Source organism: Methylophilus rhizosphaerae (assembly GCF_900100975.1).
Lineage (GTDB): Bacteria > Pseudomonadota > Gammaproteobacteria > Burkholderiales > Methylophilaceae > Methylophilus > Methylophilus rhizosphaerae.
Window position 1 is genome coordinate 300,158 of sequence record NZ_FNFX01000004.1, and the last position, 15,012, is coordinate 315,169.

A 15,012-nucleotide genomic window follows, 5' to 3' on the forward strand; every position below is an offset into this window, starting at 1 on the left:
CAGCGACGGCTGATAAATATCAGGAAATTCAGGGTTAGCCAGGATAAACAAAAGACTAACCCTTAGTTTGACAAAAGAAACTAAGAATTGCGTGTTATTCCACCGTCACGCTCTTAGCCAGGTTACGCGGTTTATCAACGTCTGTACCTTTAAGCAGGGCAGCATGGTAAGCCAGTAGCTGTACCGGAATCACATGCAATACCGGGGACAATACACCGACATGGCGCGGGGTGCGGATGACATGCACGCCTTCGGATGCATTAAAGTGGCTGTCAGCATCGGCAAACACAAATAACTCGCCACCGCGGGCTTTGACTTCCTGCATATTGGATTTCACTTTCTCCAGCAGGGCGTCATTTGGTGCAATCACCACCACCGGCATATTGCTGTCCACCAGCGCCAGCGGGCCATGTTTCAATTCACCGGCCGGATAGGCCTCGGCATGGATATAGGAAATCTCCTTGAGCTTGAGTGCGCCTTCCATGGCAATCGGGAAATGTATACCACGCCCAAGGAACAGGGCATGTTCCTTATCACCGAAGCGGGCAGCCCATTCGCGGATTTGTGGTTCCAGGTTAAGCGCAATCTGTACGCTGCTGGTGAGTTGGCGTAAATCTGTGAGATAAGCCTGTTCCTGCGTGTCTGCCAACAAGCCACGTTCTTTTGCGAGAGTGACCGAAAGCACGAACAGCGCGATCAATTGCGTGGTGAAGGCTTTAGTACTGGCAACACCGATTTCTGCGCCGGCACGGGTATAGAACACCAGCGAAGATGCACGTGGAATCGCGCTTTCCTGCACGTTACAAATCGCCAGGCTATGCGGGTGGCCCAGCTTCTGCGCATGTTTGAGCGCTTCCATGGTGTCCAGTGTTTCGCCGGATTGCGAGATGGTGACTACTAATTGTTTGGGATTAGGTACGGATTCACGGTAGCGGTATTCGCTGGCAATTTCGACCGAGGTTGGAATTCTGGCAATGCTTTCCAGCCAGTATTTGGCGGTCAGGCCAGCATAGTAGCTGGTACCAGCTGCCAGGATCAGTACACTGTCTATCTCCTTGAGGATCGCTGCTGCCTGCGTACCGAACAGTTCGGTCCTGAAGGCACCATCATCAATCAGCGCTTCAATAGTGTCGCTGATCGCACGTGGCTGCTCGTGGATTTCCTTCTGCATAAAGTGACTGTAAGGACCCAACTCCAGCGAGGCCAGAGATACATCACTCATATGCACTTTGCGTTGCACGATTTCACCTTGCTGGTCATAAATGACTACCGCATCGGTTTGCAAAGTCGCGACATCGCCATCTTCCAGGTAAATCACTTTGCGCGTGGCAGATAACACGGCAGAAACGTCTGACGCCACAAAATTTTCGCCTTCACCCAGGCCGATCAGCAAAGGACAACCCAGCCGTGCAACCACCATCTGCTGTGGGTTATCCAGGGCAATCACGCTGATGGCGTAGGCACCGGTCAGTTCGGCAATCGCCTGTTTCACGGCGACCAGTAAATCCCGGCTTTGCTGATAATAGTAATGCACCAAGTGAGCAATCACTTCGGTATCGGTTTGCGAATAAAACTGGTAACCCAGCGTTTTCAGGCGATCGCGTTGCTCGTCGTGGTTTTCGATAATGCCGTTGTGCACCACCGCGATATGGGCATCCGTTTGTGAGGGCGATACATGCGGGTGCGCATTCTGCTCGGTGACACCGCCATGCGTGGCCCAGCGCGTATGGCCAATGCCGATCTGGCTGTGCATGCCTTGCGCTTTGAGTTGCAGTTCGGCGACCCGGCCGACTGCACGTGCGCGCTCTATGCTTTGGTTAAGAATCGCAATCCCGGCCGAGTCGTAACCACGATATTCCAGCCGGCTTAAGCCTTCAATCAGGAGAGGGACGATATTTCTGTTTGAAACCGCACCGACAATGCCACACATACGCTTATTTTTTCACCTTTTGCGGACGTTTCCATCCCTGAATTGACCGTTGTTCACGCGCACGGCAGAGCGTCAAACTCTCTGGCGGCACATCTTTGGTAATGGTTGAGCCTGCCGCAATGGTGGCCCCTTTGCCCACTGTGACCGGTGCAACCAGTTGTGTATCCGAACCGACAAAGACATCATCCTCGATAATGGTTTTATGTTTGTTCACACCGTCATAATTACAAGTGATGGTGCCCGCACCGATATTCACATTGGCACCGATGCTGGCATCACCGACATAGGTCAAATGATTAACCTTGCTGCCCAGTCCAACCGTGGCATTCTTGATCTCAACAAAATTGCCGACATGCGTTTCTGCAGCCAACTGCGTGCCTGGACGCAAACGCGCAAACGGGCCGATTTTGCTGTCAGGACCAATCTTGGCATCATCAATATGCGTAAATGCTGCCAGACGTGTGCCTTTGGCAATCACCGCATTCTTAATCACACAATGAGGGCCAATCTGTACCTCGTCCTCCAGCGTCACGTCGCCTTCAAACACACAGTTCACATCAATCGATACATCGCGGCCGCAGTTCAGTGTGCCACGGATATCAATGCGCTGCGCATCAAGCAAAGTCACACCCTGGATCATCAGCGTTGTTGCCTGGCGCAGCTGGTACTCACGCTCTATCTGTTGCAAGTCCAGCTTGGAGTTAATGCCTGTCACTGACCAGACATCAGCAACCACATGTGGCAACACCGCAAGACCTTCATGGACGGAGAGGGCGATGATATCGGTTAAATAATATTCCTGTTGCGCATTCTGGTTGCTGATCTTGCCCAGCCAGGATTTGAGCTGTGCATTCGGCATCGCCATAATACCGGTATTGACTTCCTGTATGGCACGTTGCGCTGCACTGGCATCTTTATGCTCGACAATCGCGACCACTTCATTCGCCTCATTGCGCACGATTCGGCCATAACCAGCCGCGTCATCCTTGATAAAGGTCTGTACGACCAGATGCTGGTCAGCCTGTGCCAGCATCTGCCTGCACACCTCTACATCCACCAGGGGTACATCGCCCAGCAGGATCAGGGTTTTTCCCTGTGCCGGTAAATGGGGCAAGGCTTGTTGCACGGCATGACCGGTGCCGAGTTGATCCGCCTGCAACACCCAGTGTAAATCGTCACCAGGGGTTTGTTGTTGCACTTGTTCGCCACCAAAGCCATACACCACAATGATCTTTTGCGGATTGAGCTGGCGCGCAGCATCAACCACATGCTGCAGAATCGGCTTGCCACCTACAGCATGCAACACTTTGGGCAGGTCGGAGCGCATGCGGGTGCCTTTACCCGCCGCCAGGATAATGATGTTCAATGCATTCATTCCGCTATTTTAGCTTAGAAACAAACCAGGCGGCACGTTCGCCCGGAAACAAAAAAGGCGGCTCTAGAGCCGCCTGCCGCCTTATTTTGTGTGTTGCCTAGTGCACGGATTTGCGCAATTTCTGGATTGCCTGGATCTGTGCCACAGCTTCCGCCAGTTCTGCCTGGGCCGCTGCATAGTCAATCTCGGCAGAACGGTTTCTCAGCGCTTCTTCAGCCGCTTCTTTTGCAGCAATGGCTTTCGCTTCATCCAGATCCTGGCCACGAATCGCTGTATCAGCCAGTACGGTAATGATGCCAGGCTGTACTTCCAGCATGCCGCCGGAAATAAAAATCACAGTTTCATCTTTACCTTCAGATTGCTGGATACGCAACGCACCTGGCTTGATGGTCGTAATCATCGGAGCGTGGTTAGGATAAATACCCACTTCACCACCACCCGCTGGTGCGACAACGAATTCAGCTTCACCGGAGAAGATGGATTCTTCGGCGCTCACTACATCGATATGCACTGTATTTGCCATAATGTTCTCTTTTCTATATCACTGAAAGAAACAAGCAGATGATCACCACCTGCTTGTATCGCATGCATTAGTTCAGTGTTTTAGCTTTCTCAACAGCTTCTTCGATACCACCAACCATGTAGAACGCTTGTTCTGGCAGGTGATCGTACTCACCAGCAACAATGGCCTTAAAGCCTTTGATGGTTTCTTTCAGTGGAACGTATTTACCTGGTGCACCAGTAAATACTTCAGCCACGTGGAAAGGTTGTGACAAGAAACGTTGGATTTTACGTGCACGGCCTACAGACAGTTTGTCTTCTGGAGACAATTCATCCATACCCAGAATCGCGATAATGTCGCGCAATTCTTTGTAGCGTTGCAGCGTAGATTGTACGGAACGTGCAACAGAGTAGTGCTCTTCACCCACGATTTGTGGATCCAGCTGGCGTGATGTTGAATCCAGTGGGTCAACCGCAGGGTAGATACCCAGGGAAGCGATGTCACGTGACAACACAACTGTTGAGTCCAAATGCTGGAAAGTTGTCGCTGGCGATGGGTCAGTCAAGTCATCCGCTGGTACGTAAACCGCTTGGATAGAAGTAATGGAACCCACTTTAGTAGAAGTAATACGCTCTTGCAGACGGCCCATTTCATCAGCCAGGGTAGGTTGGTAACCCACAGCTGAAGGCATACGACCCAGCAACGCTGATACTTCAGTACCGGCCAGTGTGTAACGGTAGATGTTATCCACGAAGAACAACACGTCACGGCCTTCGTCACGGAATTTTTCCGCCATGGTCAAACCGGACAACGCTACGCGCAGACGGTTGCCTGGAGGTTCGTTCATCTGACCGAACACCATCGCTACTTTGGACTCTTTCATATTGTCCAGTTTGATAACGCCGGCTTCTGCCATTTCATGGTAGAAGTCGTTACCTTCACGAGTACGCTCACCTACACCAGCAAATACGGACAAACCGGAGTGTTGTTTAGCGATGTTGTTAATCAGTTCCAGCATGTTAACGGTCTTACCTACACCCGCACCGCCGAACAGACCAACTTTACCACCCTTGGCAAACGGGCAAACCAGGTCAATCACCTTGATGCCTGTTTCCAACAGGTCAACAGAAGGGGAGAGCTCTTCGAATGCTGGTGCTTTCTGGTGAATAGAACGGAATTCTTGAGAATCGATAGGACCGACTTCGTCGATTGGGCGACCCAATACGTCCATAATACGGCCCAATGTGCCTTCACCTACTGGTACGGAAATCGCGCCACCAGTATTTTTAAATGCTGTACCACGTGCCAGACCGTCTGATGAGCCCATCGCAATCGTACGCACGATGCCATCACCCAGCTGTTGCTGCACTTCCAGTGTCAAACCGGCTTCTGCATTTGAGTTTTTGTCATCAATGATCAATGCATCGAATACTTTAGGCATTTGATCGCGTGGGAATTCCACGTCAACCACAGCGCCAATACACTGCACTACTTTACCTGTTACTGCTTGAGTTGCCTTTGCCATTTTCTTTTCCTAACTGTATGAGTCAGATCTAATTGAATTCTTTCACTATGCTTTAAAGCATGCCTTAGGATGAAACCGCTGCTGCGCCGCCGACGATTTCTGAAATCTCTTTGGTAATCGCAGCCTGACGGGCTTTGTTGTATACCAGTTTCAGTTCGCCGATCACGCTCTTCGCGTTGTCGGAAGCAGACTTCATCGCCACCATACGTGCAGATTGCTCTGACGCCATGTTTTCGGCCACTGCGTTGTAAATCAGTGACTCGATATAACGCGTCATCAACTCATCTACCACTGGTTTAGCTTCTGGCTCATAGATGTAATCCCAATGGCCGTTAGGGCTGCCCAGTTGCTCGCCAGACAATGGCAGCAGTTGCTGCATGGTCGGCTCTTGCTTCATGGTATTGATGAACTTGGTATAGCAGATGTAAAGCTGATCAATTTCACCGGCAATGTACGCATCCAGCATCACTTTGATGCTACCGATCAGTTTTTCCAGATGCGGTGTATCGCCCAGACCTGTGATGTGAGATTTCACCTGTGCGCCAATACGGTTCATAAAGCCATAGCCTTTATTACCGATCGCGCTGACGCTGATGCCTTTGCCTTCAGCTTCCCAGGCTTTCATCTGGTTCAGGGACAAACGCAATACGTTGGTATTCAAACCACCGCACAGGCCTTTGTCAGAACTGACCACAATCAGGCCAACATTTTTCACCACATCACGTTTGATCAGAAACGGATGACGATACTCAGATTGTGCAAAGGAGAGGTGAGCCGCCACGTTGCGGATTTTTTCCGCATACGGACGGGAAGCACGCATTCTGTCCTGCGCTTTACGCATTTTAGAAGCGGCTACCATCTCCATCGCCTTGGTGATCTTGCGTGTATTTTCTACACTCTTGATCTTGGTTCTAATCTCTTTACTACCTGCCATATTAGGTTCCTAAGTCGAAGTGTCAGAGATTAATAAGCGTTGGTTGCTTTGAAATCTTGAATCGCAGCTTCCAATGCTTTCTCGTTATCGCCACTCAGATCTTTACTGGATTCGATTGCGTCCATGATGTTCTTGTACTTGGAGTTCAGGAAACCATGCAATGCATTTTCAAATGCCAATACTTTGTTGGTTGGTACGTCGTCAAAGTAACCTTTGTTCGCTGCAAACAAGCTCACGCCCATAGTCGCTACGCTCAGAGGCGCATATTGTGCCTGTTTCATCAGCTCGGTAAACATACGACCGCGGTCCAGTTGTTTACGGGTTGCTTCGTCCAGATCGGAAGCGAACTGCGCAAACGCAGCCAATTCACGATATTGCGCCAAAGCCAGACGTACACCACCGCCCAATTTCTTGATGATCTTGGTTTGTGCAGCACCACCCACGCGGGAGACTGAAATACCGGCGTTGATCGCTGGACGTACACCTGCGTTGAACAAGTCTGTTTCCAGGAAGATCTGACCATCGGTAATGGAAATTACGTTGGTTGGAACGAATGCTGACACGTCACCAGCCTGTGTTTCAATCACTGGCAAGGCAGTCAATGAACCTGTTTTACCTTTAACTTTGCCGTCTGTGAATTTCTCAACATACTCTTCGTTCACGCGCGCAGCACGCTCCAGCAAACGTGAGTGAATGTAGAACACGTCACCTGGGTAGGCTTCACGGCCTGGTGGGCGGCGCAGCAGCAGGGAGATTTGACGGTAAGCAACCGCTTGCTTGGACAAGTCATCGTAAACGATCAATGCATCTTCACCGCGGTCACGGAAGTATTCACCCATGGTGCAACCGGCATATGGTGCCAGGAATTGCAGGGCTGCGGAGTCAGAAGCTGAAGCAGCAACCACGATGGTGTAAGCCATCGCGCCGTGCTCTTCCAGTTTACGTACCACGTTGGCAATGGTAGAAGCTTTCTGACCAATCGCAACGTAGATACAGGTCATGTTCTGACCTTTTTGGTTGATGATGGCATCAACGGCAACGGCTGTTTTACCAGTCTGACGGTCACCAATGATCAATTCACGTTGGCCACGACCAACCGGGACCATGGAGTCGATAGACTTCAGGCCAGTTTGAACTGGTTGTGACACAGATTTACGTGCAATCACGCCTGGCGCAATTTTTTCAATCTTGTCGGTCAGTTTGGTTTTAACTGGACCTTTACCATCGATAGGTTGACCCAGTGAGTTCACTACACGGCCAATCAGTTCCGGGCCTACCGGCACTTCCAGAATACGACCGGTACATTTACATACGTCGCCTTCGGTGATGTGCTCATAATCACCCAGCACCACGGCACCCACGGAGTCACGCTCCAGGTTCAATGCCAGACCAAATGTGTTGCCTGGAAACTCAATCATCTCGCCGGCCATGACATTGGACAGGCCGTGAATACGCACAATGCCGTCCGTCACGGAAATCACGGTACCCTGGGTACGTGCTTCAGCGGTAGTAGAGAAGTTTTCCAAACGGCTCTTGATGAGCTCGCTAATCTCTGATGTTGATAACTGCATTTAAATCTCCTATGCCTTATGCTGTTAGCGTATAGGCTAAATTTTGTAACTGACCTTGGACAGACGCGTCGATGACGGTGTCGCCAACAATAATTTTGATGCCGCCGATGATTTCCGGATCTACGGAAACGCTTGCTTCAATTTTCTTGCCGAACTTGGCTTCCAGACGTTTGACCAAATCTTTAGACTGCGCAGCTGTCAGTTTCGCAGCAGCAATAATTTGAGCGTCCAGTGTGCCTTCATCTTGCGCTTTCAAAGCCTCAAAAGCTTCAGCAATGGCAGGCAATAAGGATAAACGGCCATACTCAACCAGAACCTTGATTAAATTTTGCCCATGATCGTTAAGATTGTCGCCACTTACCTTGAGGAATGCTGCTTCAATATCCGCTGCATTCAGTTTAGGGTTATCAATCAAAGTTTTCATTTGCGCATCTGCAGCAATTGCCGCAGCAAATGCCAGCATTTCAGACCATTTTGCCAGTGCCTTTTTCTCTTTGCCCAGTTTATAGGTGGCTACGGCATAAGGTCGTGCAATGGTTGAGAGTTCAGCCATGTTTTATCCTTATAGTTCCGCAGCAAGTTTAGACAACATATCGCTATGTGCTTTGGCGTCGATCTCTTTACGCAGGATTTTTTCTGCACCGGCCACAGCCAGTGTAGAGACTTGTGCGCGCAAACCTTCTTTAGCGCGGTTCACTTCCTGATCGATCTCGGCTTTTGCACCAGCAATGATGCGATCACCTTCAGCTTTGGCGTTTGCCTTGGCTTCATCGATGATTTGTGCAGCGCGTTTTTCAGCTTGCCCAATGATCTCACTTGCTTTTTGTTTTGCTTCGTTCAGTGTGCTCTCAGATTTCTTGGCAGCCACTTCCAAGGCACTTTTGCCTTCTTGTGCAGCAGCCAAACCGTCTGCGATTTCCTTCTGGCGTGTTTCAATCGCTTTTAACAGCGGTGGCCAAATGAATTTCACTGTGAACCAAATCAACACTGCAAATGCGATAGCTTGCGCGATGAGTGTGAAATTAATATTCATTTTTGATCCATCTTACTGGGTTGTTGAAAGGTTTAAGTCATTACTTAAACCCTACCGGACGTTAATTACTGAGAAACAACGCTCAACAATGGGTTTGCGAACGCAAACATCATGGCCAGACCAACACCGATAATGAAGGACGCGTCGATTAGACCCAGCAGCAGGAATACCTTACCTTGCAAAGCTGGAATCATTTCTGGTTGACGTGCAGCACCTTCCAGGAAACTTGCACACATAATACCAATACCGATACAGGCACCCGCAGCACCCAAACCGATGATCAAACCGATACCAATGCCTGTGTAGGCCTGAATCAATGCTAAAGCTTCCATTATGTATTACCCTCTCTAAAGAAATAAAAACAACTACAAACTTGAAAAATTAAAACTAGTGTGATTCATGCGCCATGGCCAGATACACCACGGTCAACATCATGAAAATAAACGCCTGCAAAGCCACAATCAGGATATGGAAGATAGACCAGCCGACACCCAGGATTGCCCCGAACACAGTACCGGCCAGGCCAGTGGCAGCCCACATACCCAACAGCAGGAAAATGATTTCACCGGCGTACATGTTGCCGAACAGTCGCAGTGAGTGTGAAAGCGGTTTGGAGATATATTCAATCAGGTTGAACAGGAAATTGGCAGGCCATACCAGCGGATTTGAACCAAACGGGGCACAGAACAATTCGTGAATCCAGCCACCCAGGCCTTTGGCTTTAATCGAGAAGAAAATCATCAGCAACCAGACTGCCAGTGCCAGCGCGAATGTGGTATTAATATCGGAAGTTGGGACGGCACGCCAGTGTTCGAACCCTAATGCATGAGTGATTTTTGCAAAAACATCAATCGGCAGGAAATCCATGGCGTTCATGGCAAATACCCACAGGAATACGGTGAGGGCAGTTGGTGCGATAAAGCTGTGGCGGTCACCGTGGAAAATATTTTTGACCTGGTCATCAATAAAACCGAACACCAACTCCACAAATGCCTGGCGCTTGTTAGGCACACCAGCGGTGGCACCACGTGCTATCCACCAGACAAAGCCCATGACAACCAGGCCCAGGATCACGGACATCGCCAGTGTGTCCACGTGCAAAGTCCAGAAACTGGTATCACCGACTGCGTGGGCGTTAAATCCCAAGTGATGCTGGATATAACTGGAAGGAGTCAGCGCGTGCTCGGCTTGTTGTGTGTGCTCGGTTGTCATAATCTCAAACTATTTTTTAATAATCTTGTCTACACGGGTGTTTGCGATTTCGCCAGGGCAGCCCCTGAGAACAGGGCAGTGGCGGCCAGTCCAGCGATCAGCGCAAACGGTACCAACGATTGATACAACTTGAACACCGCAAACAGAATCATTGCGACGATCAAGATTTTTACTGCTTCAGCCTTGAGCAGATTCAACAGCACCGCCGTTGCCTGCGTTTGGGACTGGCCTTTTTCTGCAATTTTTGCGGCAAACCAGGCGCCGACGATTACTGCGCCACCACCAAGCAGCGCTGAAATACCCGCAGGCATACCCGCCAGCGCGCCTGCAACCAGTGCCACAACCAGCATCGCAATCGCTTGCCAGCGCAACATATTGCGATACGTTTGTGTGGCAGATTGATTGGTTTCCAGTGCGGCCATGGGGTCAAATTGCAAAAAATTCAAGGCAAAATACTACAAAGACGCGAGATTTTGAAGTATTCACCCGGTGAAGTCAAGCACTGGCATTCACATAACTGCCTGAATGTGCGGGAGAAATCACGCACATAGATTAAATTTTGCTTTTTTCCGGAGCTTTCCCTTATTTACTCGTGAGTTTTGCTATCCAATCATCCAGCTGGTCTAAATTTGCATAGCTTAATTTCAATACACCAGAACCATTGGTTTTAGCACTGATATTCACGCCGGCACCCAGTTGCTCGCTCAACTGCGTTTGCAGTACAGCAATATCCGGCTGTACAGACTCCCTGTTCTTTTTCTTGCCGGTTGGCTCTTGTTGCATCAGACGCTCAACTTCACGCACAGACAAACCGTCCTGTACCACTTTATTCGCTAACAGAATTTGCTGTGCCGGCTCCACACCCACCAGTGCCCTGGCATGCCCCATATCAATCTGGTTATCCAGCAACATGTCTTGCACCATTGGGGTCAGTGTCAGCAGGCGCAGCAGATTGGAGACTGCCACGCGGGAACGGCCGACGGCGGCAGCGGCTTTTTCATGCGTCATATCAAACTCGTCAATCAGGCGCTTGATACCCATGGCTTCTTCCAGCGGATTTAAATTTTCGCGCTGGATGTTTTCAATCAGGGCCATCGCCAGCGCAGCTTCATCGGCAATTTCACGCACCAGCACCGGCACTTCGGTCAAACCGGCTTTTTGCGATGCCCGCCAGCGACGTTCACCGGCAATAATTTCAAATTTTCCTTCAGCAATTTCACGCACCAGTATTGGCTGCATAATCCCTTGTGCACTAATAGAGTCGGCCAGGGTCTGCAAGGCCTCTTCATTCATGTACGAGCGTGGCTGGTACTTGCCCGGCTGCAGCTGGCTTACGTGCAACGTGCGTAATGTATCTGACTCGGCTATCGCGTCTACATCACCTGATAACAATGCATCGAGTCCGCGTCCGAGTCCTTTGGGCTTAACCATACTGCTGATTCCTTGTAATGAATGTTTTAAAGTTGTGTTTGAAAACAGTTAGTTTTTCTGAATAATTTCCTGCGCAAGCTCCAGATAAGCCTGCGCCCCCTTGGACGCGCGGTCGTAGAGCAGCACCGGCATCCCATAGCTGGGTGCCTCAGCCAGACGCACATTGCGCGGAATAATGGTCTGATAAACCTTTTTACCGAAATGATTGACTAATTGCGCCGACACTTGCTGCGCCAACATATTGCGGTTATCGAACATGGTTCTCAACAGCCCCTCAATCTCCAGTACAGGATTCAAGTGAGCACGCACTTTCTTGATGGTATTGACCAGATCTGACAAGCCTTCCAGCGCATAGTATTCACATTGCATGGGGATCATCACCGAATGCGCAGCTGTCAACGCGTTGACCGTGACCAGGTTGAGCGAAGGCGGGCAGTCCAATAACACGAAATCATAGGCATCGCCCAGTTTTAAAATAGCGTTTTTCAAGCGTGTTTCACGCGCCATTTCATTGACCAGTTCCACCTCGGCTCCTGCCAGATCGCGATTGGAAGGTGCCACATCAAACTTAGCGGCTTCCGCATGGATAATCACGTCCTGCAGTGTTTTACTGTCAATCAATACTTGGTAAATGCTGCCTTTTAAATGGGTCTTATCAATGCCGCTACCGGTGCTGGCGTTGCCCTGTGGATCCAAATCAACCAACAGCACCCTCTTACCATGCTCGGCCAGGCTGGCGGCCAGGTTCACGCAGGTAGTGGTTTTGCCTACGCCACCTTTTTGGTTGGTGATTGCAATTATTTTCATTATGAATTCTCAAGCACAATTAAATGTCTTTCCGCTTGCAGTGTTGGCACCTGCAAAGGGATGATTTCCGCAGGGATTACCTGCGCCAGTTGCAACTCATGCTCTGGTACCACGCCTTTCATCGCCAGCCATCTCCCATGCGGCTTGATTAAATGCATGGTCAATCGCCGGAATAAAGCGATCTCTGAAAAAGCACGGGAAATCACCTGATCAAAAGGCGAGGGCGGCTGATACGCTTCCACACGTCCATGAATTACCTGGGCATTATTCACACCCAGCTCTGCTTTTACCTGGCGCATGAAAATGGCTTTTTTCTGTACGGTATCTATAGTGGTCACTTGCACATCCGGTCGCGTTATCGACACAATCAATCCCGGCAAACCGCCACCACTACCCACATCTAGCAAACTGCCAGATTGTATATAGGGCAACACACTCAAGCTATCCAATACATGTAGTGCCAGCATCTCCTGCGGGTCACGGATGGCGGTCAGGTTGTACACCTTGTTCCATTTTTGCATTAACGCCATATACGCCAGACATTGTGCCTGCATATCGGCAGTGACGACCGATTCCAGACCCAGCGCTTTAACGCCGGCCGCTAATTGTGATGCCAATTCTGTCATGCGGCTGCAATATCGCCAGACTGGCTTTGTTTTTTCTGCTTGCGCTTGAGGTAAACCAGCAACAAAGAAATGGTGGCTGGGGTAATACCCTGGATACGACTGGCCTGACCAATGGTCTCTGGTTGTTGTGCCAGTAGTTTTTGGCGTGCTTCTATACTTAAGCCATGCACATCATTGTAATCAATGAGATCGCCCAGCTTGATATGTTCGCTATTTTTCTGGCGCGCAATTTCTTCATTCTGCCGATCAATATAGCCCTGGTATTTGGCCGAAATTTCAACTTGCTCCAGCACGTCTTCAGCCAATATTTCCGGTGCTGGCACAATTTCCAGCAAGGACTGATATGTCACCTCCGGGCGGCGCAATAATTCGAACAGGGAATACTCATGCTCCAGCGCCTTACCAAAAACCGCTTGCTGTGTTTCACGTGAAACAATTTTGTTTTGACCATTCAGCTGTGCCTGACCATTGTCCGGCTGTAGGAAAGTGCGTTTCAACCTTGCTTGCTCACGCGCAACTGCTTCCTGTTTTTTGCAGAAGGCTTCCCAGCGAATATCATCTACCAATCCAAGATTGCGACCAATTTCAGTCAGACGCATATCGGCGTTATCTTCGCGCAATTGTAACCGGTATTCTGCACGGCTGGTAAACATGCGGTATGGCTCATTGACCCCTGTAGTAATCAGGTCATCCACCAGCACGCCAAGATAAGCCTGCTCACGGGAAGGGCACCAGCCATCTTTATCCTGTGCATACAAGGCTGCATTCGCCCCTGCAAGCAAACCTTGCGCAGCCGCTTCTTCATAGCCTGTCGTACCATTGATCTGGCCTGCGAAAAACAGCCCTTTGACAGCCTTGGTTTCCAGAGTCGATTTTAACCCACGAGGATCATAGTAGTCATATTCTATGGCATATCCGGGGCGCAGGATGTGCGCACTTTCTAAACCGCGGATCGAACGCACCAGCGCTAATTGAATATCAAATGGCAAACTGGTGGAAATACCGTTAGGGTAAATTTCATGTGTCGTCAGGCCTTCAGGCTCGAGGAAGACCTGATGCGATTCTTTATCGGCAAAGCGGTGAATCTTGTCTTCTACCGAAGGGCAATAGCGGGGACCCACCCCTTCGATGACACCAGTGTACATCGGTGAACGATCCAGGCCGCTACGAATAATGTCATGCGTTTGCTGATTGGTATGGGTGATCCAGCATGGCAATTGTTGCGGGTGCTGCGATATATTCCCTAAAAATGAGAATACGGGCACCGGCGTATCACCAGGCTGTTCAGTCATCACGCTGTAATCAATGGACCGTCCGTCAATCCGGGGCGGAGTGCCGGTTTTCAAGCGGCCGGCCGGGAGTCCAATTTCCCGCAATCTGGCCGCCAATGAAATAGCTGGCGGATCTCCCGCGCGCCCGGCGCTGTAATTCTGCAAACCAACATGCACCAGGCCACCCAAAAAGGTACCTGTCGTTAACACAACTGATTTTGAATAAAATTTCAGGCCGATTTGCGTCACTACACCTGCAGCACGCTCACCTTCCAGGATAATATCGTCCACCGCCTGCTGGAACAACCATAGATTTTCCTGGTTTTCCAGGCGACGGCGAATCGCTGCCTTATACAGAATACGATCAGCCTGTGCACGTGTGGCACGAACGGCCGGACCTTTGCTGGAGTTCAAAATGCGAAACTGTATGCCGCCTTCGTCCGTCGCGGCTGCCATGGCACCGCCCAGTGCATCCACCTCTTTTACCAGATGGCCTTTGCCGATGCCGCCAATAGAGGGATTGCAGGACATCTGCCCCAATGTTTCAATGTTGTGGCTCAGCAACAGCGTCTTGCGGCCCATACGTGCCGCCGCCAGCGCTGCCTCGGTACCCGCGTGGCCACCACCGACAACAATGACATCAAAGCGATCAGGAAAGTCCATCATAAAATATATTGAACTGTTTGATTTGAAAAGAGTTGTGATTTTAGCCTAAACTGACTCCATGGTCATTTAATTCCCTGCCTTGTTACACTTGTTGTGTGCTTTAATACAAATTAATTACGGTTTAATACA

At 50.0% G+C, this 15,012-nt stretch carries 15 protein-coding genes; all 15 read right to left on the minus strand.

Annotation, left to right across the window (positions count from 1 at the left end; translation table 11 throughout):
* Positions 1-94 precede the first annotated feature (94 nt).
* Entirely contained in the window at positions 95-1,930 is a 1,836-nt protein-coding gene (gene glmS / locus BLP53_RS10920; RefSeq protein ID WP_091472196.1) for a glutamine--fructose-6-phosphate transaminase (isomerizing), read from the minus strand.
* Positions 1,931-1,934: 4 nt separating this feature from the next.
* Entirely contained in the window at positions 1,935-3,305 is a 1,371-nt protein-coding gene (gene glmU / locus BLP53_RS10925; protein WP_091472197.1) for a bifunctional UDP-N-acetylglucosamine diphosphorylase/glucosamine-1-phosphate N-acetyltransferase GlmU, read from the minus strand.
* A 97-nt stretch (positions 3,306-3,402) separates the two neighbouring features.
* Positions 3,403-3,828, minus strand: coding sequence for a F0F1 ATP synthase subunit epsilon (locus BLP53_RS10930; RefSeq protein ID WP_091472198.1), 426 nt, complete (start codon positions 3,826-3,828; stop codon positions 3,403-3,405).
* Positions 3,829-3,895: 67 nt separating this feature from the next.
* Positions 3,896-5,332, minus strand: coding sequence for a F0F1 ATP synthase subunit beta (atpD, locus tag BLP53_RS10935; RefSeq protein ID WP_091472199.1), 1,437 nt, complete (start codon positions 5,330-5,332; stop codon positions 3,896-3,898).
* Positions 5,333-5,396: 64 nt separating this feature from the next.
* Positions 5,397-6,266, minus strand: a complete 870-nt coding sequence (gene atpG, locus BLP53_RS10940) for a F0F1 ATP synthase subunit gamma (protein ID WP_091472200.1) — start codon at positions 6,264-6,266, stop codon at positions 5,397-5,399.
* 29 nt (positions 6,267-6,295) lie between these two features.
* On the minus strand, positions 6,296-7,837 hold the full coding sequence (atpA, locus tag BLP53_RS10945; protein WP_091472201.1) for a F0F1 ATP synthase subunit alpha: 1,542 nt from the start codon (positions 7,835-7,837) through the stop codon (positions 6,296-6,298).
* A gap of 16 nt (positions 7,838-7,853) precedes the next feature.
* Positions 7,854-8,390: a F0F1 ATP synthase subunit delta gene (locus BLP53_RS10950; RefSeq protein WP_091472202.1), complete on the minus strand. Its 537-nt coding sequence runs from the start codon at positions 8,388-8,390 to the stop codon at positions 7,854-7,856.
* 9 nt (positions 8,391-8,399) lie between these two features.
* Positions 8,400-8,870, minus strand: coding sequence for a F0F1 ATP synthase subunit B (locus BLP53_RS10955; RefSeq protein ID WP_091472203.1), 471 nt, complete (start codon positions 8,868-8,870; stop codon positions 8,400-8,402).
* Between the two features lie 65 nt (positions 8,871-8,935).
* Positions 8,936-9,202 (minus strand): F0F1 ATP synthase subunit C, encoded by a 267-nt coding sequence (atpE, locus tag BLP53_RS10960; RefSeq protein ID WP_091472204.1) that lies wholly within the window; start codon positions 9,200-9,202, stop codon positions 8,936-8,938.
* 55 nt (positions 9,203-9,257) lie between these two features.
* Positions 9,258-10,082 carry a F0F1 ATP synthase subunit A gene (gene atpB, locus BLP53_RS10965; protein ID WP_091472205.1) on the minus strand — a complete coding sequence of 275 codons (825 nt, stop codon included), beginning with the start codon at positions 10,080-10,082 and terminating at the stop codon, positions 9,258-9,260.
* Between the two features lie 29 nt (positions 10,083-10,111).
* Positions 10,112-10,528: an ATP synthase subunit I gene (locus BLP53_RS10970; protein ID WP_342670215.1), complete on the minus strand. Its 417-nt coding sequence runs from the start codon at positions 10,526-10,528 to the stop codon at positions 10,112-10,114.
* A 136-nt stretch (positions 10,529-10,664) separates the two neighbouring features.
* A complete protein-coding gene (locus BLP53_RS10975) occupies positions 10,665-11,513 on the minus strand; it encodes a ParB/RepB/Spo0J family partition protein (RefSeq protein ID WP_091472206.1) in 849 nt (282 codons plus the stop codon).
* Positions 11,514-11,561: 48 nt separating this feature from the next.
* On the minus strand, positions 11,562-12,320 hold the full coding sequence (locus BLP53_RS10980) for a ParA family protein (protein ID WP_091472207.1): 759 nt from the start codon (positions 12,318-12,320) through the stop codon (positions 11,562-11,564).
* Entirely contained in the window at positions 12,320-12,946 is a 627-nt protein-coding gene (gene rsmG / locus BLP53_RS10985) for a 16S rRNA (guanine(527)-N(7))-methyltransferase RsmG (protein WP_091472208.1), read from the minus strand. Before rsmG ends, BLP53_RS10980 begins: the two co-directional genes overlap by 1 nt.
* Positions 12,943-14,880 carry a tRNA uridine-5-carboxymethylaminomethyl(34) synthesis enzyme MnmG gene (gene mnmG / locus BLP53_RS10990; protein ID WP_176755290.1) on the minus strand — a complete coding sequence of 646 codons (1,938 nt, stop codon included), beginning with the start codon at positions 14,878-14,880 and terminating at the stop codon, positions 12,943-12,945. Before mnmG ends, rsmG begins: the two co-directional genes overlap by 4 nt.
* Positions 14,881-15,012 lie beyond the last annotated feature (132 nt).